20 protein-coding genes are annotated in these 20,471 nt (G+C 58.8%); 10 read left to right on the top strand and 10 right to left on the bottom strand.

Annotated elements, in window-relative coordinates:
* Positions 1 to 205: 205 nt before the first annotated feature.
* Positions 206 to 1,405 carry a tyrosine--tRNA ligase gene (tyrS, locus tag ABIE16_RS26260; RefSeq protein ID WP_429522220.1) on the bottom strand — a complete coding sequence of 400 codons (1,200 nt, stop codon included), beginning with the start codon at positions 1,403 to 1,405 and terminating at the stop codon, positions 206 to 208.
* Positions 1,406 to 1,616: 211 nt separating this feature from the next.
* On the opposite strand from tyrS, the gene ABIE16_RS26255 reads away from it, so the two are divergent.
* Positions 1,617 to 3,041, top strand: coding sequence for a peptidoglycan DD-metalloendopeptidase family protein (locus ABIE16_RS26255; protein WP_150813979.1), 1,425 nt, complete (start codon positions 1,617 to 1,619; stop codon positions 3,039 to 3,041).
* 3 nt (positions 3,042 to 3,044) lie between these two features.
* Positions 3,045 to 4,136 carry an anhydro-N-acetylmuramic acid kinase gene (locus ABIE16_RS26250; RefSeq protein WP_057713093.1) on the top strand — a complete coding sequence of 364 codons (1,092 nt, stop codon included), beginning with the start codon at positions 3,045 to 3,047 and terminating at the stop codon, positions 4,134 to 4,136.
* Between the two features lie 68 nt (positions 4,137 to 4,204).
* Here the strand turns inward: ABIE16_RS26250 and erpA are convergent, their stop codons facing one another.
* Both erpA and argC read right to left on the bottom strand, forming a co-directional pair.
* On the bottom strand, positions 4,205 to 4,555 hold the full coding sequence (erpA, locus tag ABIE16_RS26245; protein ID WP_007906865.1) for an iron-sulfur cluster insertion protein ErpA: 351 nt from the start codon (positions 4,553 to 4,555) through the stop codon (positions 4,205 to 4,207).
* A gap of 166 nt (positions 4,556 to 4,721) precedes the next feature.
* Positions 4,722 to 5,756: an N-acetyl-gamma-glutamyl-phosphate reductase gene (gene argC, locus ABIE16_RS26240; protein WP_429522219.1), complete on the bottom strand. Its 1,035-nt coding sequence runs from the start codon at positions 5,754 to 5,756 to the stop codon at positions 4,722 to 4,724.
* Positions 5,757 to 5,891: 135 nt separating this feature from the next.
* Here argC and hemJ point away from each other — a divergent pair, with 135 nt between their 5' ends.
* The 6 genes from hemJ to coq7 all read left to right on the top strand — a co-directional run bounded on the left by hemJ (position 5,892) and on the right by coq7 (position 10,523).
* Entirely contained in the window at positions 5,892 to 6,320 is a 429-nt protein-coding gene (gene hemJ / locus ABIE16_RS26235; protein WP_046039521.1) for a protoporphyrinogen oxidase HemJ, read from the top strand.
* Positions 6,321 to 6,353: 33 nt separating this feature from the next.
* A complete protein-coding gene (locus tag ABIE16_RS26230) occupies positions 6,354 to 7,322 on the top strand; it encodes an NAD(P)H-dependent flavin oxidoreductase (protein WP_429522218.1) in 969 nt (322 codons plus the stop codon).
* A gap of 93 nt (positions 7,323 to 7,415) precedes the next feature.
* Positions 7,416 to 8,381, top strand: a complete 966-nt coding sequence (locus ABIE16_RS26225; protein ID WP_154861054.1) for a DUF805 domain-containing protein — start codon at positions 7,416 to 7,418, stop codon at positions 8,379 to 8,381.
* A 61-nt stretch (positions 8,382 to 8,442) separates the two neighbouring features.
* Positions 8,443 to 9,231, top strand: coding sequence for an SDR family NAD(P)-dependent oxidoreductase (locus tag ABIE16_RS26220; protein WP_032829767.1), 789 nt, complete (start codon positions 8,443 to 8,445; stop codon positions 9,229 to 9,231).
* Between the two features lie 80 nt (positions 9,232 to 9,311).
* Positions 9,312 to 9,650 carry a histidine triad nucleotide-binding protein gene (locus ABIE16_RS26215; RefSeq protein ID WP_057713090.1) on the top strand — a complete coding sequence of 113 codons (339 nt, stop codon included), beginning with the start codon at positions 9,312 to 9,314 and terminating at the stop codon, positions 9,648 to 9,650.
* 225 nt (positions 9,651 to 9,875) lie between these two features.
* Positions 9,876 to 10,523 (top strand): 2-polyprenyl-3-methyl-6-methoxy-1,4-benzoquinone monooxygenase, encoded by a 648-nt coding sequence (coq7, locus tag ABIE16_RS26210; protein WP_008051652.1) that lies wholly within the window; start codon positions 9,876 to 9,878, stop codon positions 10,521 to 10,523.
* Between the two features lie 177 nt (positions 10,524 to 10,700).
* Here the strand turns inward: coq7 and speD are convergent, their stop codons facing one another.
* Together speD and ABIE16_RS26200 are read right to left on the bottom strand one after the other, a co-directional pair.
* Positions 10,701 to 11,492 (bottom strand): adenosylmethionine decarboxylase, encoded by a 792-nt coding sequence (gene speD, locus ABIE16_RS26205; protein ID WP_057713089.1) that lies wholly within the window; start codon positions 11,490 to 11,492, stop codon positions 10,701 to 10,703.
* 239 nt (positions 11,493 to 11,731) lie between these two features.
* Positions 11,732 to 12,154 (bottom strand): OsmC family protein, encoded by a 423-nt coding sequence (locus ABIE16_RS26200; protein WP_008061600.1) that lies wholly within the window; start codon positions 12,152 to 12,154, stop codon positions 11,732 to 11,734.
* 247 nt (positions 12,155 to 12,401) lie between these two features.
* Between ABIE16_RS26200 and crp the strand changes: the two genes are divergently transcribed.
* Complete coding sequence (crp, locus tag ABIE16_RS26195; RefSeq protein ID WP_154861053.1) at positions 12,402 to 13,046, top strand: cAMP-activated global transcriptional regulator CRP; 645 nt, start codon at positions 12,402 to 12,404, stop codon at positions 13,044 to 13,046.
* Positions 13,047 to 13,056: 10 nt separating this feature from the next.
* Here the strand turns inward: crp and ABIE16_RS26190 are convergent, their stop codons facing one another.
* The 4 genes from ABIE16_RS26190 to ABIE16_RS26175 all read right to left on the bottom strand — a co-directional run bounded on the left by ABIE16_RS26190 (position 13,057) and on the right by ABIE16_RS26175 (position 16,387).
* On the bottom strand, positions 13,057 to 13,758 hold the full coding sequence (locus ABIE16_RS26190; protein WP_429522217.1) for a lipoate--protein ligase family protein: 702 nt from the start codon (positions 13,756 to 13,758) through the stop codon (positions 13,057 to 13,059).
* A gap of 143 nt (positions 13,759 to 13,901) precedes the next feature.
* Entirely contained in the window at positions 13,902 to 14,738 is an 837-nt protein-coding gene (trpC, locus tag ABIE16_RS26185) for an indole-3-glycerol phosphate synthase TrpC (protein WP_340317315.1), read from the bottom strand.
* Positions 14,735 to 15,784, bottom strand: coding sequence for an anthranilate phosphoribosyltransferase (gene trpD, locus ABIE16_RS26180; protein ID WP_057713085.1), 1,050 nt, complete (start codon positions 15,782 to 15,784; stop codon positions 14,735 to 14,737). Before trpD ends, trpC begins: the two co-directional genes overlap by 4 nt.
* A gap of 9 nt (positions 15,785 to 15,793) precedes the next feature.
* Entirely contained in the window at positions 15,794 to 16,387 is a 594-nt protein-coding gene (locus ABIE16_RS26175) for an aminodeoxychorismate/anthranilate synthase component II (protein ID WP_007906885.1), read from the bottom strand.
* 408 nt (positions 16,388 to 16,795) lie between these two features.
* Here ABIE16_RS26175 and estP point away from each other — a divergent pair, with 408 nt between their 5' ends.
* Positions 16,796 to 18,706 carry an esterase EstP gene (gene estP, locus ABIE16_RS26170; RefSeq protein ID WP_429522216.1) on the top strand — a complete coding sequence of 637 codons (1,911 nt, stop codon included), beginning with the start codon at positions 16,796 to 16,798 and terminating at the stop codon, positions 18,704 to 18,706.
* A 233-nt stretch (positions 18,707 to 18,939) separates the two neighbouring features.
* On the opposite strand, the gene trpE is transcribed toward estP, so the two are convergent.
* Positions 18,940 to 20,421 carry an anthranilate synthase component I gene (trpE, locus tag ABIE16_RS26165; RefSeq protein WP_429522215.1) on the bottom strand — a complete coding sequence of 494 codons (1,482 nt, stop codon included), beginning with the start codon at positions 20,419 to 20,421 and terminating at the stop codon, positions 18,940 to 18,942.
* Between the last annotated feature and the right edge of the window lie 50 nt (positions 20,422 to 20,471).

Here is a 20,471-nt window from a genome sequence, read left to right as displayed (position 1 = left end):
CATCAGCGGGAGGCGAATTCTACAGCGTTACACGCTGCTGTCAACACCTCTTTTTCAACTCCCTTTGTGCTTCGATGAACTGAAGCAACCTGCTGCCGAAAACTGCGTAACTCTTTGTTTACCAAGGAGTTTTCCGTTTCGACTGCGCCGGAAGTGGGGCGAATTATAGGCCTCTAGAATTCGCCGTCAACCCCTTATTTCAGCTTTATTCGGATTTGAGCGTAATACGCGCAAATGCCTTCTTCCCGGCCTGGCAAACATGGGTCGCGCCCAGTGCGTATATAAAGGTGCGATCGACAACCTCACCATCTATACGTACACCACCGGAACTCAGGAGATCTCGCGCCACCGCCGAGTTCTTAACCAACCCCGCTTTATTAAGGACAGCAGCGATCGGCATGTCTTCGGCAGCAGTCAATTCGATTTCCGGCAGATCATCCGGCAGCTCGCCATCCTTCATACGGTTACCGGCGGCACGATGAGCATTGGCCGCAGCCTCCTCACCATGGAAGCGCGCAACGATCTCCTCAGCCAACTTGATCTTGATATCGCGCGGATTGGCACCCGCCTCGACATCAGCGCGGAACGCATTGATCTCATCCATGGAGCGGAAGCTGAGCAACTCGAAGTAACGCCACATCAGCGCATCCGGAATGGAAACCAGCTTGCCGTACATCACACCCGGCGCCTCCTGGATGCCGACGTAGTTACCCAAGGACTTGGACATCTTCTTCACACCATCCAGACCTTCAAGCAGCGGCATGGTCAAAATGCACTGGGCTTCCTGACCATAACCACGCTGCAGCTCACGCCCCATCAGCAAGTTGAACTTCTGATCGGCGCCACCGAGCTCCACGTCTGCGCGCAGAGCCACAGAGTCATAACCCTGAACCAGCGGATAAAGGAACTCATGAATGGCGATTGGCTGATTGGTTGTGTAGCGCTTGTCGAAGTCATCGCGCTCGAGCATACGAGCCACGGTGTATTGCGAAGTCAGGCGAATGAAGTCGGCCGGCCCCATCTGATCCATCCAGGTGGAGTTGAATGCCACTTCGGTTTTTGCCGGATCCAGAATCTTGAAGACCTGAGTCTTGTAGGTCTCGGCATTCTCGAGGACTTGCTCGCGAGTGAGCGGTGGACGCGTGGCACTCTTGCCGCTCGGGTCGCCGATCATTCCGGTGAAGTCACCAATCAGGAAGATCACCTGATGCCCCAGCTCCTGGAACTGGCGCAGCTTATTAATAAGCACGGTGTGACCCAAGTGCAGATCCGGAGCCGTTGGATCGAAGCCCGCCTTAATACGTAGCGGCTGGCCACGCTTGAGCTTTTCAATCAGCTCGGACTCGACCAACAGTTCTTCCGCACCACGTTTGATCAGCGCTAGCTGCTCTTCAACCGACTTCATAACAGACCCGCAAGGCTCAGATTCAAAGGGAACCAACCATACAAGATCGCGCGTCAAATACAAGGTTTGCCCGGCGCACGGACGCCAATCCGCAGACAGAGTGCCTACGGACTTGCTTCAGAGATGATTTGGTTATATTTTATACAGTTATTTCATCTTCATCATGTCATTCATCTTTTCCAATTCATCTTTTTCAAAGTCAAAACCACTTATGACCACAGAATCGTCTAAAGCGCCGCCGCTTTACCCGAAGACCCACTTGCTTGCTGCAAGTGGCATCGCCGCCCTTCTCAGTCTGGCGCTCCTGGTATTCCCTTCCAGCGATGTCGAAGCCAAAAAGACAACCCTGAGTCTTGAACTGGAAAGCCCCGCTGAACAACTGACACAAGAACAAGACGCTGCTGACGCCGTTCAAGCCACAAATGAACCAGCAACCTCCCCCTTCGCGCAGATCGAAAACAGCGCCGAGGACACCCAGGAAACCGCTCAAGCCGAACCTGCACCGGTGCCGGTCGTCGAAGAAAAGAAGACGGCAAGCCACAGGGAAGTGATCGTCACCAAGGGTGACACCCTCTCTACGCTGTTCGAGAAAGTCGGCCTACCAGCCACCTCAGTGCACGACGTGCTGGCCAGCGACAAGCAGGCCAAGCAGTTCAGCCAGCTCAAGCACGGGCAAAAACTCGAATTCGAACTGAGTCCTGACGGCCAGTTGACCAACCTGCACAGCAAGCTCAACGACCTCGAAAGCATCAGCCTGACCAAGAACGACAAGGGCTATACCTTCAACCGCATTACCGCAAAACCAACCGTGCGCTCGGCTTACGTTCATGGCGTGATCAACAGCTCGCTGTCGCAGTCCGCAGCCCGCGCCGGCCTGTCTCACAGCCTCACCATGGACATGGCCAGTGTGTTTGGCTACGACGTGGACTTCGCCCAGGATATTCGCCAGGGCGACGAGTTCGATGTGATCTACGAGCAAAAAGTGGTCAACGGCAAGGCCGTCGGCACTGGCCCGATCCTGTCGGCGCGCTTCACCAACCGCGGCAAGACCTACACCGCCGTGCGCTACACCAACAAACAAGGCAACAGCAGTTACTACACTGCTGACGGCAACAGCATGCGCAAGGCGTTCATCCGCACACCGGTGGACTTCGCCCGCATCAGCTCGAAATTTTCCATGGGCCGCAAACACCCGATCCTGAACAAGATCCGCGCCCACAAAGGCGTCGACTACGCTGCACCGCGCGGCACGCCGATCAAGGCTGCCGGTGATGGCAAGGTGTTGCTGGCCGGCCGCCGTGGTGGCTACGGCAATACCGTGATCCTCCAGCACGGCAACACCTACACAACGCTCTACGGCCACATGCAAGGCTTCGCCAAAGGCGTGAAGACTGGCGGCACGGTGAAACAGGGCCAGGTGATTGGCTATATCGGCACCACCGGTCTCTCCACCGGTCCGCACCTGCATTACGAGTTCCAGGTGAATGGCGTGCACGTCGACCCGCTGGGCCAGAAAGTCGCGATGGCCGATCCAATCTCCAAAGCCGAGCGCGCACGCTTCCTGGCACAGAGCCAACCGCTGATGGCGCGCATGGACCAGGAAAAAGCCACTCAGCTGGCTTCGGCCAAGCGTTAAGTCATGGCGCTTTATATAGGTGTGATGTCCGGGACCAGCCTTGATGGCCTGGACATCGCGCTGATCGAGCAGACCCCGGCGATCAGGCTGATCGCCACGCACTACATCCCCATGCCCGATTCCCTGCGTACAGAGCTGCTTGGCTTGTGCGCCAGCGGTCCGGACGAGATTGCCCGCTCCGCCATCGCCCAGCAAAACTGGGTAAAGCTCGCGGCACAGGGCATCAATACCCTCCTCGCTCAACAGCACCTCATCCCTGACGATATCCGCGCGATTGGCAGCCATGGCCAGACCATTCGCCATGAACCAGCGCGCGGTTTCACGGTGCAAATCGGCAACCCGGCGCTGCTGACCGAGCTGACGGGTATCACCGTGGTCAGCGACTTCCGCAGCCGCGACGTAGCCGCCGGCGGTCAAGGCGCTCCGCTGGTTCCAGCCTTTCATGAAGCCTTGTTCGAAGAGCGGGCCGGCAACCGTGCCGTACTGAACATCGGCGGTTTCAGCAACCTCAGCCTGATCGAGCCCGGCAAACCGGTGGCCGGTTTCGACTGCGGCCCAGGGAATGTGCTGCTGGATGCCTGGATTCATCAGCAGCGCGGCGACACCTATGACCGTGACGGCCAATGGGCCGCCAGCGGCAAGGTTGAACCCGATCTGTTGAAGGCACTGCTCAGCGACCCCTTCTTCGTCACCCAAGGCCCGAAGAGCACCGGCCGGGAAGTCTTCAACCTGCCATGGTTGATGCAGCACCTGGCGCAGCTGCCGACCTTCGCTGCCGAAGACGTACAGGCAACGCTGCTTGAGCTGACCGCACTGACCATCATCGAATCGCTGCAAGGCGCCCAGAAAGAGACTCAAGAAGTGCTGGTCTGCGGCGGTGGCGCGCATAACGCCGCACTGATGAATCGCCTGGCCAGTCTGCTGCCGAAGGCGAAAGTCAGCAGCACATCAGCATATGGCGTCGATCCTGACTGGGTCGAAGCCATGGCGTTTGCCTGGCTCGCTCACTGCTGCCTCGAAGGCATCGCCGCCAATCGCCCAAGCGTTACCGGCGCCCGTGGATTACGGGTCCTCGGCGCCATCTACCCCGCATAAACCCTCCACACAGCAAAACGCCGCAAGGCCCTGAGGCCGTGCGGCGTTCTGTGAAACAGGTGCGCCGATCAGATCGAGAACGAAGAACCGCAGCCACAAGTGGTGGTCGCATTCGGGTTCTTGATGACGAAACGCGACCCTTCCAGACCTTCCTGGTAGTCCACCTCGGCACCTGCCAGGTACTGGAAGCTCATCGGATCGACAACCAGACTCACACCTTCGCGCTCGACGATGGTGTCGTCATCGGCCACTTCTTCATCGAAGGTGAAGCCGTACTGAAAACCTGAACAACCGCCGCCCGTAACGAATACGCGCAGCTTCAAGCGATCATTCCCCTCTTCATCGACCAGGCTCTTCACCTTGTGCGCGGCACCGTGGGTGAATTGCAAAGCCGTGGGGGTGAAGGATTCGACGCTCATGCTGACTATCTCCCGGCGTTACGCCGTCATATTGCGTGATGACGCGCATTATCCGCTTCTCCTAGAAAAGCGGTCAACTATTGTTATGGTATATCAACCAATCCAGTCGCCGGCCCGGAATGCAAAAAGGCCCGTCAGACGGGCCTTTTGCTGTACGCGATAACGCTTACGGCAGCATGCCGGCGTGGGACAGGCCCAGACGCTCATTCAGCCCGAACAGAATGTTCATGTTCTGCACGGCCTGACCCGAAGCACCTTTGACCAGGTTGTCGATCACCGACAGCACCACCACCAGATCACCGTCCTGAGGGCGATGCACGGCAATGCGGCAGACGTTGGCACCCCGTACGCTACGCGTCTCCGGATGGCTGCCGGCCGGCATCACATCGACGAACGGTTCGTTGGCGTAGCGCTTTTCAAACAGCGCCTGCAAGTCCACCGAGCGATCAACAACAGTTGCGTAGAGTGTGGAGTGAATGCCACGAATCATCGGCGTCAGGTGCGGAACGAAGGTCAGGCCGACGTCCTTGCCTGCTGCGCGACGCAGCCCCTGGCGAATCTCCGGCAGGTGACGGTGACCTTTGACCGCATAAGCCTTCATGCTTTCCGACGTCTCGGAGTACAACGAACCTACGGAAGCGCCACGACCGGCACCGCTGACGCCGGACTTGCAGTCAGCAATCAGATGCGCAGCATCGGCCAGGCCGGCTTCGAGCAATGGCAGGAAACCCAATTGCGTTGCAGTTGGATAGCAGCCCGGCACGGCAATCAGGCGCGCTTTCTTGATCTGTTCGCGATTTACTTCCGGCAAGCCGTAGACCGCCTCGTCCAGCAACTCCGGTGCACCGTGCGGCTGGCCGTACCACTTGGCCCATTCATCCGCATCTTGCAGACGGAAGTCCGCCGACAGGTCGATGACCTTGGTCCCGGCCGCCAGCAACTCGCCCGCCAAGGCATGGGCTACACCGTGCGGTGTGGCGAAGAACACCACATCGCAGGCACCCAGGGTCTTGATGTCCGGAACGCTGAACGCCAGGCCGTCGTAATGGCCTCGCAGGTTCGGATACATGTCGGCCACGGCCAGGCCAGCCTCGGATCGGGAAGTGATGACAACCACCTCAGCTTGCGGATGTTGCGCCAACAGACGCAGCAGTTCGACACCGGTGTAACCCGTGCCGCCGACGATACCGACCTTGACCATAAACCTGCCCTCAACGAACCCACTGGAAAGCCGTCGATAATAGGGGCCGCGCGCCCCTGCGACAACCGTCAAGGTGACGTGCGGACGCTCAACCCCCTACTATTCCCACTACCGTGAATTGGGGAATAACCAAAAATGCTCTATCTGTGGCTCAAAGCGTTTCATATCGTCAGCGTCGTATGCTGGTTTGCCGGCCTGTTTTACTTGCCACGACTGTTCGTTTATCACGCACAAAGTGAAGACACGATCAGCAAGGAACGCTTCAGTGTCATGGAGCGCAAGCTGTACCGGGGCATCATGGGCCCGGCGATGATCGCCACGCTGATCTTCGGCGGCTGGCTCATCTACCTCAATCCAGGCATCTTCAGCCAGGGTGGCTGGATACACGCCAAACTGACCCTGGTCGTGTTGCTGATCGGCTACCACCACATGTGCGGCGCCCAGGTAAAACGTTTTGCCCGTGGCGAGAACACCCGCAGCCATGTCTTTTATCGCTGGTTCAATGAAGTGCCGGTTCTGATATTGCTGGCTATCGTAATTCTGGTCGTCGTTCGGCCGTTCTAAATCCACCAGGCACAACTTACCGGGGTACTTCCAATGTCGCTGCCCGCTCTGCTCGAAGAACGTTTGCGTCTGCCCGTAGTGGCGGCGCCGATGTTCCTGATTTCCAATCCGCAATTGGTACTCGCCTGTTGTCGCCAGGGCGTGGTCGGCAGCTTCCCGGCGCTGAACCAGCGCGAAAGCAGCGGTTTCAAGGCCTGGCTGGAAGAAATCGAAGCCGGGCTGGCGACAATGGAGAATCCCGCGCCTTATGCCGTGAACCTGATCGTCCACAACAGCAATCCTCGTTTACAGGCGGATCTGCAGATCTGCGTCGAGCACAAAGTGCCGATCGTGATCACCAGCCTGGGCGCCGTGAAAGAACTGGTCGACGCGGTGCACAGCTACGGCGGCCTGGTGTTTCATGATGTGACCACTCGTCGTCATGCCGAGAAAGCGGCCGAAGCAGGCGTGGATGGCTTGATCGCCGTGGCTGCCGGCGCCGGTGGACACGCGGGGACCTGGAGCCCGTTCTCACTGATTGCCGAAATCCGCCAGTTTTTCGACAAGACCCTGTTACTGGCCGGCTGTTTGAACCACGGCCACGAAATTCTTGCCGCTCAATTGCTCGGCGCGGATCTGGCCTACTTTGGTACACGATTTATCGGCACGACCGAAAGTCACGCGCCCGACGCCTACAAAGAAATGCTGCTGACATCCAAAGCGGCAGACATCATCCATACTCCAGCCGTGTCGGGTGTCCCCGCGAGCTTCATGCGCCAGAGCCTGGAGGCCGCCGGTTTCGACATGGCCGCCTTGCAAGGCAAGGGCGAGATCAACTTCGGTTCCAAGCTCAAACCCGTGAGCGATGAGGCCAAAGCCTGGAAGACCGTTTGGTCTGCAGGCCAGGGCGTAGGAGAAATCGAAGACTTGCCGAGTGTCGAGCAGTTGATTGCGCGTCTCGACGCGGAGTACCGCCAGGCCCTGGAGCATGCCGCCCAGTTGCCAAAACGCTGGCCGCGCTGACAGCAAACCTTGGCCAGTCTTGCCCGGCTGGACTTACACTCGCCCGGGCACAACATTGTTCTTTCAACCTCTCGCGACAAGGATGCTTCGCACATGGGCGAAAATCATTTCAAAATCGTATTCGAGGGCGCCTTGCTGCCCGGTGTCGACATCACCACGGCAAAGCTCAATCTCGCCGATTTGTTCAAAAGCGATGTCACGGCCATTGAGCGCCTGTTCACCGGGCGTCCGGTAGCGCTCAAACGCAACCTGTCGCACGCCGATGCCCAGACCTATCTCCAGGCGCTGAGCAAAACCGGTATCGATGCCCGCATCGAAGCCGAAACGCCGATCGAGCTGAACCTCGCCGACGTTCATGACCATGCTCCGACCAGCAGCCAGGCGCCTTTTGCAGATCCGCAGTCCCCTTACGCGCCGCCTCGCGCGCCCGTCGGCGAAGCCGTAGCGGAATTCGCCACGCTCAAACCCTTCAGTTTCGATGGCCGTATCGGCCGCTTGCGCTACCTCGCCTGGACGCTGGTGCTGTCAACTGTGCTCCTGGCCGTGTGCGGGGTGTTTGCCTTGGTCGCCCTGGCTATCATCGGCGCGGATTCGACCGCCGGCCTGATATTGGGCAGCTTGCTGGCCTTTATCCTGTTCATCGGATTTGTATTCGTCAGCATCCAGATCACCGTTCAACGTTTGCACGATGTCGGCTGGTCCGGCTGGCTGTGGCTGCTGAACCTGGTGCCGTTCGTTGGCAGTTTCTTTCCGTTCGTGATCATGGTTGTGCCGGGCAACGACACCGCCAACCGCTACGGCCCGCCGCCTCCGCCGAACAGTACCGCAGTCAAGGTACTGTCTTCGCTGTGGCTGATCGTTATCGCGCTGGTTCTGTTCGGCTCGCTGGCCGGTGGTCTCACAGCGATACGGGAAGAATACAAAAGTGCCGCCCAGAGCAGCTACGACAGCAGTTCGGTCACCACCGATGAAATCGAAGTCGAGGTCGAACCGGTGCCAAATTCCTCCGACGATGCAGCCGAAGAGGCCCAGCCCCCTGTAGACTCTGCGAAAGAATGAACAGCGCTCCTGGCCCCTGACACCTGCGTCGCGGCGCGGAGCTGTTGCGATGGAGAACTGCATGACCCGTTACGCTCTGATCACTGGCGCCTCCAGCGGCATCGGCCTGGCAATGGCCGAAGCGCTGGCCCGGCGCGGCCGCAGCCTGATTCTGGTGGCCCGACAACGTGATCAGCTGGAAAGTATTGCGATTGAACTGACCCAACGGTTCGGCGTGGAAGTGCTGTTCCGTGCCTGCGACCTGGGCGAACCACTGCGCCTGTCCGGATTCCTGCTGGAGCTGGAAGAAGGCGACCGGCAAATCGATCTGCTGGTCAACTGCGCCGGTATCGGCACATGCGGCCCGTTTCTGGCCCAGGACTGGATGACCGAGCAAGACCTGATCGAAGTGAACATCCTCGCCCTCACCCGCCTGTGCCATGCCATCGGCAACAGCATGGCCCTGCAAGGCGGCGGGCAGATTCTGAATGTGGCCTCTGTGGCGGCGTTTCAGCCGGGGCCGTGGATGAGCACCTATTACGCCAGCAAGGCGTATGTGCTGCACTTTTCCGAAGGATTGCGCGTCGAACTGAAAAAATGTGCAATCAAGGTTTCGGTGCTCTGCCCCGGGCCGACCCGCACGGCGTTTTTCCGTACCGCGCAACTCGACAGCGAAAAGCTGACCAACAGCAAACTGCTGATGAGCCCCGAGGAAGTGGCGCTCTACACCGTGCGCGCACTGGAAAAGAACAAGGCGATCATCATTCCCGGGCGGCGCAACCGCTGGTTCGCCTTCCTGCCGCGGCTTGGCTCGCGGTGGCTGACTCGCACAATCGCCGGCATGGTCAACAAGGCCTACTGCCCGCGCTGATCCAACCCAAGGTAAAAGGCTGGGCGCAGGCATACGCCATGAGTACACTCAGGCCAGCCCAAACAACGGAGAAAACAGCTGTGGATACTCTGTTCACCAAGATCATCAACCGGGAAATCCCGGCGAAGATCATTTACGAGGACGACCAGGTTCTGGCCTTCCACGACATTGCCCCACAGGCACCGGTACATTTCCTGGTGGTCCCGAAGAAACCCGTTCGCACCCTGAACGACCTGACCGAGGACGACAAGACATTGGCGGGGCACATCCTGTTCACCGCCCAGCGCCTGGCAAAGGAACTGGGTTGCGAAGACGGCTTCCGCGTCGTCATGAACTGCAATGAACTGGGTGGGCAAACTGTCTATCACATACATATGCACGTACTGGGTCAGCGCCAGATGCACTGGCCGCCGGGCTGATTGCTGCCTCCCCCTGTGGGAGCGGCGGTGCGGCGATCCGACTTGATCGCGAAGACGGAGTATCAGCCAGCATGGATGCTGAATGTCAGACCCTCTTCGCGAGCAAGCCCGCTCCCACAAAAGGCATCACGACACTGTCACAGTCTCTGCATCACAATGACCCAGCGCAAACCTTCCCCGGCCGATTGGGTTAAACTGGCCGCCGAAATTCCCCCGGAGGTCAGCATGACAACCCAACGTCACTACTCGCCAATTGACCGCCTTCTGCTGCAAGCCGATGCCGCGATGCGCACACTGCTGCCCTTCAGCGGCCAGCCGTACCGTCCGTCGCCCGCCATCGTGCAGCCGGATGCGAAAATGAGCGACGAAGACACGCGCCACGTTGCCGGCCTGATGCGCATCAACCACACCGGCGAAGTCTGCGCCCAGGCGCTGTACCAGGGACAGGCGCTGACCGCCAAGCTGCCGCAAGTGCGTGCTGCGATGGAGCATGCCGCCGAAGAAGAAATCGATCACCTGGTCTGGTGCGAACAACGCATCCATCAACTGGGTAGCCACACCAGCATCCTCAATCCGCTGTTTTATGGCATGTCGTTCGGGATTGGCGCAGTGGCCGGCCTGATCAGCGACAAAGTCAGCCTGGGGTTCGTTGCGGCAACGGAAGACCAGGTGTGCAAACACCTGAACGAACATCTGGAGCAATTGCCGGCCGAGGATGAAAAATCCCGGGCGATTCTTGAACAGATGCGTATCGATGAAGAACAACATGCCGAAAGTGCGCTGGATGCTGGCGGGTTCCGCTTTCCGGCACCGGTGAAGTTCGGGATGAGCCTGATGGCCAAGGTGATGACCAAGAGTACTTATCGGATCTGATTTCAGATTTTTGTAGGAGCGAGCTTGCTCGCGAAGGACGTCAACGATAACGGGTGTATCTGGATAAACGTGTCGCTCTCAGGTCCATCGCGAGCAAGCTCGCTCCTACAAGGGCCAGGGCAAGACATAAAAAAGGCGACTGCCGTGAGGGAGTCGCCTTTTTTGTGTCCGAAAATCTTACGCCATATTGCGCGCGTAGAAGATTTCGAGCATTTCGTGTTTCACCCGCTCGGTCACCTGGGCGCGCTGCTCAGAGGACAGGTTGCTGGTGGCGTCGCCGAACAGGTAGTTATCCAGTTCGAAGTTCTTCAGCAGCATCTTGGTGTGGAACAGGTTTTCCTGGTACACGTTCACGTCGGTCATCTGGTACGCGTCGTAAGTGTCATCGGAGAGGTAGTTCTGGATCGAATTGATCTCATGGTCGATGAAGTGTTTTTTGCCTTCAACGTCACGGGTGAAGCCGCGCACACGGTAATCCACGGTCACGATGTCCGAATCGAACTGGTGAATCAGGAAGTTGAGCGCTTTAAGCGGTGAAATAACCCCGCAAGTCGACACGTCGATGTCCACACGGAAGGTTGCAATGCCGTCGTCCGGATGGATTTCCGGGTAGGTGTGCACCGTGATGTGGCTCTTGTCGAGGTGGGCCAGGATGATTTCGGGCAACGGGCCCGGGGACTCTTCGATCTGGCTATCGGTCGGGGTCACCGGTTCTTCAGAAATCAGAATCGTGACGCTGGCGCCCTGTGGCTCATAGTCCTGACTGGCAATGTTCAGGATGTTGGCACCAATGATATCGACAACTTCCGTGAGGATCTGCGTCAGGCGTTTCGCGTTGTACTCTTTATTGATGTACTCGACGTAAGCCTGCTGGTCTTGCGGAGTTTCCGCGTAGCAGATGTCATAGATGTTGAAGCTCAAGGTCTTTGTCAGGTTATTGAACCCGTGGAGCTTGAGTTTGCTTTTCACCGTTAAAAACTCTCTATGTGTTTGCGGCCCGGCCGCGTGATCAAGCATGCCCGTCAGATGCGAACAACGCACCTGCGTAGGACGGTTAACACCTCTTCGCGATGGCGATTTTGGTTGTCTGTTCGGGTGCGAGGCCTGTCGGCTGACGGGCCACTACCCTGAAAAAAGTGGCGCATTATGCAGACGTCAGCTTGGGATCGCCAGAGTCTGCACTGCTTTTATGATAGTTGAATGTCGATTCAACCGAGCTCGATGATTTCGTAGTCGTGAGTAATCTCGACACCGGCCGCGCCGAGCATGATCGAGGCCGAGCAATACTTCTCGGCAGACAACTCGATGGCACGTTTGACCTGGGCTTCTTTCAGCCCGCGGCCCTTGACCACGAAATGCATGTGGATCTTGGTGAACACCTTTGGATCTTCGGTCGCGCGCTCGGCTTCGAGGAAGGCCTCACAGCTTTCGACCGCCTGGCGGGACTTCTTGAGGATGCTGACTACATCGAAATTGCTGCAACCGCCGACACCCAGCAGCAACATTTCCATCGGCCGGACACCCAGGTTACGTCCGCCGGCATCGGGCGGACCGTCCATGACCACGACATGACCGCTACCGGATTCGCCGAGGAACATGGCTTCGCCAGCCCATTGGATGCGTGCCTTCATCGCCAAGACTCCACTGTATAAAAAAGGGTCGCCAGCTTAGCACAGGCCCCGTGATTGACAGCGCCCGGCGTCCTAGGACATATCCCACCGCCCTGTAGGTAAATGCTCGAATATTGCAGGAAGTGTCTGTTAAGCTGACGCCAATTCGCTGGCGCATGGCCAGCTATGAAGCGACTAGAAAGATCGCAGACTTCGCCAGCTCCTACAAAAATCCAAACACTCCGTGCAGTCTTTTCGGGATACAACCATGGTTGCTATTGCCCCCAACCCCAAGATCAAGAACGTCGACAAGCTGTTGATGCATTGCCAGCGCCGCCGTTATCAGGCCAAGAGCAACATCATTTGTGCCGGCGACCGCTCGGAAACGCTGTTCTTCATCATCAAAGGCTCAGTCACCATCCTGATCGAAGATGACGACGGCCGGGAAATGATCATTTCCTACCTGAACCCCGGGGACTTTTTCGGCGAGTTGGGTCTGTTTGAGCAGGCTGGCCTGGAACAGGAGCGCAGCGCCTGGGTGCGGGCCAAGGTTGAATGCGAAGTCGCAGAAATCAGCTACGCGAAATTCCGCGAGTTGTCCCTGCAGGATCCGGATATTCTTTACGTCCTCAGCGGACAAATCGCACAGCGCCTGCGCAACACTACGCGCAAGGTCGGTGACCTGGCATTCTTTGATGTAACCGGTCGAGTCGCACGCTGTCTGCTGGAGCTGTGCAAACAGCCAGACGCCATGACGCACCCCGATGGCATGCAAATCAAGGTGACCCGCCAGGAAATCGGGCGGATTGTCGGTTGTTCGCGGGAGATGGTCGGTCGCGTGCTCAAGGATCTTGAAGAACGCAACCTGGTGGACGTCAAAGGCAAGACCATGGTGGTCTTCGGTACGCGATAAGCTCGAAAACCTAGCCGCTGAACATCTGCGCCAGCATCAACCGGTAGAGTTCGTCCAGACGTGCCAGTGCATGGGGTGCCGCGAACTTCTCATGCAGCGCGATGTGGCTTTCGGCGCGTACCCGTTGCTCCAGACCGCAGGCCTCGTTGAAACGATTGACCGCGGCGACCATTGACGCTCGCTCGTTATCGATCAGCATCGCTCCGTGCACCAGTCCTACCGGACGCTGCCCCCCCTGACTCTGGCGCCAGCGCTGGGCGGTTCCGACCATTTTGCGTCCATCGAGGTTGACGTTGAAGCGACCGTCACAGAAAGAGCCTTCGATTTCACCCAGGGACGAAGTACCACCCAACTCATCCAGCAACTGACAAATCGGATCGCACAAACGGTGGTAACCGGTTTCGATGCGATTCAGATCCCCTTCGCTGCGCGGCGGCGCGTAAACCAGTGCGATGTTGATGGTCGAGGCCGATTGCGGCACCGGCTCGCCACCGGTTTCACGCAACAACACCGGCCAACCTGCCGCCGCCGACACTTCACATGCAGCCTCGAAACCGGGCAGGCGGTTCAAACGGCGCGGCATGACCAGCGCCCGATCGCTCGGCTGCCAGAACAGCAGGCCGAACTCCGCGTCGCCGGCGCATACCGAGGCCAACAGATCCTGTTCGGCTTTCAGGCCAGCTTCGATGGTCAGGGAAATTGGTGAGGTCATAAGGTATTCCGTAGGACATAAAGTCTGTGGTGCTTCTTATGCCGCTATCGCGAGCAAGCTCGCTCCCACATTTGATCCCGGCAGCTCATAGATTTTGTGGCCACCATCAAACCCTGTGGGAGCGAGCTTGCTCGCGATGCTTTTTAGTCTAGGGTTGAGCCGCTGACAGGCACGCCGCGCTCAGGGAAGAACAGACGCTGCAACTCGGTACCCGGGCTTTCGGCACGCATGAACGCTTCGCCGACCAGGAACGCGTAGACGTCGCTGATTTCCATCAGTTCGACATCGGCGCGGTTGAGAATGCCGCTCTCGGTGATGACCAGACGATCGCGCGGAATACGCGGCAACAGGTCGAGGGTGGTTTCCAGGCTGACATCGAAAGTGTGCAGGTTACGGTTGTTCACGCCAACCAGCGGAGTATCGAGGGTTTTCAAGGCCCGTTCCAGTTCGTCGCCGTCGTGGACTTCCACCAGCACATCGAGGTTGACGCTTTTGGCCACGGCTGCCAGCTCGGCCATTTTCACGTCATCCAGCGCGGAAACGATCAAAAGCACGCAATCGGCCCCCAGGGCCCGGGCTTCGACGATCTGGTACGGATCGATCATGAAGTCCTTGCGGATCACCGGCAGCTTGCATGCCGCACGGGCCTGCTGCAGGTAGGTATCAGCGCCCTGGAAATAATCGATATCGGTGAGCACCGACAGGCAGGTCGCACCGCCCTTCTCGTAGCTTCTGGCGATGTCGGCGGGAACGAAGTTCTCGCGGATCACGCCTTTGCTCGGCGAGGCTTTCTTGATTTCTGCAATGACTGCCGGTTGCTTCAACTTGGCCTGGGCCAGCAACGCCTTGGCAAAACCTCGGGGTGCATCGGCCGCCTTGGCCAGATTTTCCAGCTCGGCGAGGCTGACGCGAGCGCTACGCTCGGCGACTTCCTCAACCTTGCGCGCCAGAATCTTTTCCAGAACCGTCGGTACACTCATCCCTCATTCTCCACTTTGAATACCGCGGTAAATGCACCCAGTTCCTCAAGCTTTTCTCGAGCGAGGCCGGTGTGCAGCGCATCGTGCGCCAAGGCAACGCCTTCTTTCAGGCTGCTGGCAAGGTCGGCCGCATACAGTGCGGCACCGGCATTGAGCACGATCATCTCGGCCGCTTTCTGACCGTTCTCGGTCTTGCGCTTGCCCAGGGCATCGCGAATCAGTTCCAGGGAAGCCGCCGGGCTTTCCACGGCCAGACCATGCAGGCTCTGGCTCTTCATGCCCAGGTCTTCCGGTTCGACCCAATACTCGGTGACCTGGCCGTCCTTCAGTTCAGCGACAAAGGTCGGCGCGGCCAGGCTGAATTCGTCCAGGCCATCCTTCGAATGCACCACCAGCACATGCTTGCTGCCCAGGCGCTGCAACACTTCCGCCAGCGGCCGGCACAAGGCCTGGGTAAATACGCCGACCACCTGATGCTTCACACCGGCCGGATTCGTAAGCGGGCCGAGCATGTTGAACAAAGTACGCAGACCCAGATCCCGACGCGGGCCGGCGGCGTATTTCATCGCGCTGTGGTGAGTCTGGGCAAACATGAAACCAATACCAACATTGTCAATGCAGCGCGCCACCTGCACCGGCGTCAGGTTCAGATAGATACCGGCCGCCTCCAGCAGGTCGGCACTGCCGCTCTTGCCCGAGACTGCACGGTTGCCGTGTTTGGCGACCGTACAACCGGCCGCCGAAACCACGAAAGCGGAAGCGGTCGACACGTTGAAGATATTGGCGCCGTCACCGCCGGTGCCCACCACATCGACCACACCGTCGAGGGTCTTGAGTTCGACCTTGTCCGCCAGTTCGCGCATCACCGACACGGCACCGACGATTTCGTCGATGCTTTCGCTCTTCATGCGCATGGCCATCATGAACGCGCCAATCTGCGCATCCGAGCATTGCCCGGTCATGATCTCGCGCATGACATCGCGCATTTCATCGGTGCTGAGGTCGAGGTGATCGACGATACGGCTCAGGGCTGTCTTGATGTTCATGAAAAGTCCTTAGCGCGTGCCGCCGGTTTGTTTGAGGAAGTTGGCGAACAGTTCGTGACCCTGTTCGGTGAGGATCGACTCAGGGTGGAACTGCACGCCTTCGATGTTCAGAGTCTTGTGACGCAGGCCCATGATTTCGTCGACCGAGCCGTCTTCGAGCTGGGTCCACGCGGTCAGCTCGAGGCAATCGGGCAGGGTTTCGCGCTTGACGATCAACGAATGATAGCGGGTCACCGTCAGCGGACGATTCAGGCCTTCGAATACACCCTTGTCCTCGTGAAATACCGGGCTAGTCTTACCATGCATCACTTGGCGGGCGCGCACCACATCACCGCCAAAAGCCTGGCCGATGGATTGGTGGCCGAGGCAGACGCCAAGAATCGGTAGCTTGCCGGCGAAATGCTTGATCGCTTCAATCGAGATGCCGGCTTCGGTCGGGGTGCAAGGACCGGGGGACACAACGATGCGTTCAGGGTTGAGGGCTTCGATTTCAGCGATGGTCAGTTCATCGTTGCGCACGACTTTAACCTGGGAGCCGAGCTCGCCCAGGTACTGCACAACGTTGTAGGTAAAGGAGTCGTAGTTATCGATCATCAGCAACATGGCGTTAAGAACCTCTTGAATTCACTGACTTTAAAGATGGCCTTCGAATGATTTACCCGCAGAACGCTGCACTTTGTCAGGTGCCGGTGTAGCGCCAGCAAAGCGGCATTTCAAACAGGTAAAGAAGGCAAAGCGGTACAGGTCCGGCGAAGCCGGCAAAAGAATTCAGGCGCGCCAACGCCAGCGGGCGTGTGCCTTGATGACTTGATCCAGGAGTTTACTGATGATCAACACGGGGAAGGTCTCGTTCGTACGTCCCGGCACAGTAACTTAGCTGGGCAGAGCGCGCAATATCGCCGGGGGTGCTGCCCGCGAAACTATCAAAGGCTTCGCGACAGATGGCAAAAGGCCGGAAGTTTTTGGTACTGTCGTTTCGTTCACTAAAACAATAAATAAACGGACTTGCTCATGATCAAACAGACGTTGTTTGTACCGCTCGCAGGATGCTTGCTCGCGATCGCATGCGCCCAGGCGAACGCCGCACCTAATCCTTATACAAATTTCGTTGTCTTCGGGGACAGCCTCAACGATGCAGGGACCTTTGCCGACACGGGCGGGCCTGCCGGGGCGACGCAGCGCTTCACCAACCGGACCGGGCCGGTGTACCTGGATGGCAGCGGCGAAGTCCGCTCGCTCAACTCCACACAGATTCTGGGCGGAAAACTGGGGTTCTCGGCGGACCAGACCGCTTCATCATCTTCGGCGGTACGCGCCAACAACGGCCAGCCCGATGGTAACAACTGGGCTGTAGGCGGCTACCGTACCGACCAGATTCTTGATTCGATTACCAGCACCTCCGCCACCGGCGAACGCACCCGGGCCGGCTATCTTCCATCCAATAACTTCCGTGCCGACCCGAACGCACTGTATTACCTGTCAGGTGGCGGTAACGACTTCTTGCAAGGACGCGTCACCAGCCTGCCACAGGCCAGTGCCGCCGCCGACCGCCTGGCCGACAGCGTGCAGACGCTGCAAACCGCCGGCGCCAGATACGTCATGGTCTGGTTGCTACCCGATATCGGCTTTACCCCCGCATTCAACGGCACCCCGCTGCAAGCGTTCACGTCCCAGCTCAGCGCCCAGTTCAACACTGAACTGGTAAGCCGACTGCAAAACATCAATGCCGAAGTCATCCCGCTGAACATTCCGGTATTGCTCAAAGAGACGTTCGCCAACCCGGCACAGTTTGGCCTGGCCACCGACCAGAACCTCATCACCACCTGCTTCAGCGGCAGCGGTTGCACCGAGAACGCCCGCTACGGCATCAACAGCGCCACGCCGGACCCGACCAAGCTGATCTACAACGACTCGGTGCACCCCACCGAAGCCGGGCAGCGCCTGATCGCCGATTACGCGTACTCCCTGCTGGCGGCGCCGTGGGAGCTGACCCTGTTGCCGGAAATGGCCCAGGGCACCGTGCGCGCGCATCAGGATGAATTGCGCAACCAGTGGCTGGCCGATTGGGAAAACTGGCAAGGTGTCGGCCAATGGCGAGCCATTGTTTCCGGCGGCGGACAGCATCAGGACTTTGACGGTCAGGACAGCGTGGCAAGCGCCGACGGCAACGGCGCCAACCTGAACATCGGCGGCAGCTATCGTCTCGACGATGCCTGGCGTGTTGGTCTGGTCGCCGGTTTCTATAACCAGGAACTCGAAGCCGGCAACAACGACTCCGACTACAAGCTCAACACTTACCTGGGCACGGCATTCGCCCAGTACCAGCAAAACCGTGTGTGGGCTGACGCGGCGTTGACGGCCGGGCATCTGGATTACGACAGCCTCAAGCGTAAATTCCAGCTGGGCGTCAACGAACGCGGCGAAAAAGGCGATACCAGCGGCTACGTCGAAGCCTTCAGCGCGCGCGTGGGTTACGACATTGCGCAACAAGCCAGCAGCCCCTGGCACCTGTCGCCGTTTGTCAGCGCCGACTTCTCCAAGGTACAAGTCGATGGTTACTCGGAGGACGGCAACAATTCCACGGCGCTGACCTTTGCCGATCAGGAGCGTATTTCCCGGCGCCTGGGCGCTGGCCTGCAGGGCAAATACCAGATCACCCCGCAAACCCAGGTGTTCGGCGAAGCGGCAATCGAGCGTGAGTACAACGACGACACCCAGGACGTGGACATCAACCTCAACAGCCTGCCGAACAACCAGTTCACGCTGGAAGGCTACACCCCGCAAAGTCACTTGCAACGTGTGAACCTGGGGGTGAGCCACAACCTCACCAAGGACCTGGCACTGCGCGCCAGCTATAACATTCGCAAGGACGACGACTTCACCCAACATGGCATCAACGTAGGTGTTGCGCTGGACTTCTGATGTGCAGGCAATAAAAAACGCGGCGCCCTCACAGGCGCCGCGTTTTTTTTGAGTGAATACATTTTGTGGCGAGGGGGCTTGTCGGACCGCCGCACCGCCCCGTTGGGTCGCAAAGCGACCCCTTGCATTCTTTCAGCCTTATCGAGTCGACAGCGTTTGCGACTGCTTCGCAGCCGAACGGGGGCAAGCCCCCTCGCCACAAAAGCTCCCTCGCCACAAGGTTAGCGGTGAACTCAGCTTTCCGGGGTCTGTTCGGCCAGGGCAACGGCACGGAACATCGCGCGGCGCTTGTTCAGGGTTTCTTCCCATTCCAGCGCCGGCACCGAGTCGGCGACGATGCCGCCACCGGCCTGTACGTGCAGCTCGCCGTTCTTGATCACCGCCGTGCGGATCGCAATGGCGGTGTCCATGTTGCCGTTCCAGGCAAAGTAACCGACCGCACCGCCGTAGACGCCACGCTTGACCGGCTCCAGTTCGTCGATGATTTCCATCGCGCGAATCTTCGGCGCACCGGACAAGGTGCCTGCCGGCAGAATCGCCCGCAGTGCATCCATCGCCGTCAGCCCGGACTTCAATTGCCCGGTGACGTTGGACACAATGTGCATCACGTTGGAATAACGCTCGATGACCATTTTCTCGGTGAGTTTCACCGAGCCGATTTCCGATACGCGACCGGTGTCGTTACGACCGAGGTCGATCAGCATCAAGTGTTCGGCGATTTCCTTGTCGTCCGACAGCAGGTCTTCTTCCAGCGCCAGGTCTGCCTCTTCATTGGCTCCCCGCGGACGGGTGCCGGCAATCGGGCGCACGGTGATCAGATTGTCTTCGACCCGCACCAGTACTTCCGGCGAACTGCCGACGACGTGGAAGTCGCCGAAGTTGAAGAAGTACATGTAAGGCGTCGGGTTGAAGCAGCGTAGTGCGCGATACAGATCGATCGGCGCCGCCTTGAAATCGATCGACATGCGCTGGGACGGCACGACCTGCATGCAGTCGCCGGCCAGGATGTATTCCTTGATGGTGTCGACGGCTTTTTCGTAATCGTCCTGGGTGAAACTGGAGCGGAACACCGGGTCAGCCGATTGTTGCTTGCTGAAGTCCAGGCCACGGCGTGGGGTGATTGGTTGACGGAGTCTTTCCAGCAACTCTTCCAGGCGTGCCTGACCTTGCTCGAAGGCGTCATCCTGGGACGGGTCGGCCAGGACGATGGCGTGCATCTTGCCGGCCAGGTTGTCGAACACCACCACGGCGTCGGACACCATCAGCAGAATGTCCGGTACGCCCAGCGGGTCCGGGTTCGGGCACTTGCCCAAGCGCTTTTCCACATAACGCACGCAGTCATAGCCGAAGTAACCCACCAGGCCGCCGTTGAAACGCGGCAGGCCGGCAATGGTCGGCACGTTGTAGCGAGCCTTGAAGGTTTCGACGAAGGCCAGCGGGTCTTCCACATCGTGGCTTTCGGTCTCGACGCCATCGACGGTCACGCTGACGTGATGATCGTGAACCCGCAGCACGGTACGGCACGGCAGGCCGATGATCGAGTACCGGCCCCACTTCTCGCCGCCCTGTACGGACTCCAGCAAGTAGGAATTGGGCTCGTCGGCCAGCTTCAGGTAGATCGACAGCGGTGTGTCGAAGTCGGCCAGGGTTTCGCAGGCAAGCGGGATGCGGTTGTAGCCGGCAGCGGCCAAACGCAGGAATTCTTCGCGGATCATGAGGTGCCTCGTGGCTTGAGGATCGAACAGTCAGGTATGCAAACGCGCCG

This window comes from Pseudomonas sp. 2725, from assembly GCF_050434585.1.
GTDB lineage: Bacteria > Pseudomonadota > Gammaproteobacteria > Pseudomonadales > Pseudomonadaceae > Aquipseudomonas > Aquipseudomonas jessenii.
This window is presented reverse-complemented; position numbering and strand designations above follow the sequence as displayed.

Bases quoted from the DNA above. Each gene is read 5' to 3' on its own strand.
- tyrS (WP_429522220.1), bottom strand. From the start codon at position 1,405: ATGAAGTCGGTTGAAGAGCAGCTAGCGCTGATCAAACGTGGTGCGGAA.
- ABIE16_RS26255 (WP_150813979.1), top strand. From the start codon at position 1,617: ATGACCACAGAATCGTCTAAAGCGCCGCCGCTTTACCCGAAGACCCAC.
- ABIE16_RS26250 (WP_057713093.1), top strand. From the start codon at position 3,045: ATGGCGCTTTATATAGGTGTGATGTCCGGGACCAGCCTTGATGGCCTG.
- erpA (WP_007906865.1), bottom strand. From the start codon at position 4,555: ATGAGCGTCGAATCCTTCACCCCCACGGCTTTGCAATTCACCCACGGT.
- argC (WP_429522219.1), bottom strand. From the start codon at position 5,756: ATGGTCAAGGTCGGTATCGTCGGCGGCACGGGTTACACCGGTGTCGAA.
- hemJ (WP_046039521.1), top strand. From the start codon at position 5,892: ATGCTCTATCTGTGGCTCAAAGCGTTTCATATCGTCAGCGTCGTATGC.
- ABIE16_RS26230 (WP_429522218.1), top strand. From the start codon at position 6,354: ATGTCGCTGCCCGCTCTGCTCGAAGAACGTTTGCGTCTGCCCGTAGTG.
- ABIE16_RS26225 (WP_154861054.1), top strand. From the start codon at position 7,416: ATGGGCGAAAATCATTTCAAAATCGTATTCGAGGGCGCCTTGCTGCCC.
- ABIE16_RS26220 (WP_032829767.1), top strand. From the start codon at position 8,443: ATGACCCGTTACGCTCTGATCACTGGCGCCTCCAGCGGCATCGGCCTG.
- coq7 (WP_008051652.1), top strand. From the start codon at position 9,876: ATGACAACCCAACGTCACTACTCGCCAATTGACCGCCTTCTGCTGCAA.
- ABIE16_RS26200 (WP_008061600.1), bottom strand. From the start codon at position 12,154: ATGAAGGCACGCATCCAATGGGCTGGCGAAGCCATGTTCCTCGGCGAA.
- crp (WP_154861053.1), top strand. From the start codon at position 12,402: ATGGTTGCTATTGCCCCCAACCCCAAGATCAAGAACGTCGACAAGCTG.
- ABIE16_RS26190 (WP_429522217.1), bottom strand. From the start codon at position 13,758: ATGACCTCACCAATTTCCCTGACCATCGAAGCTGGCCTGAAAGCCGAA.
- trpC (WP_340317315.1), bottom strand. From the start codon at position 14,738: ATGAGTGTACCGACGGTTCTGGAAAAGATTCTGGCGCGCAAGGTTGAG.
- trpD (WP_057713085.1), bottom strand. From the start codon at position 15,784: ATGAACATCAAGACAGCCCTGAGCCGTATCGTCGATCACCTCGACCTC.
- ABIE16_RS26175 (WP_007906885.1), bottom strand. From the start codon at position 16,387: ATGTTGCTGATGATCGATAACTACGACTCCTTTACCTACAACGTTGTG.
- estP (WP_429522216.1), top strand. From the start codon at position 16,796: ATGATCAAACAGACGTTGTTTGTACCGCTCGCAGGATGCTTGCTCGCG.
- trpE (WP_429522215.1), bottom strand. From the start codon at position 20,421: ATGATCCGCGAAGAATTCCTGCGTTTGGCCGCTGCCGGCTACAACCGC.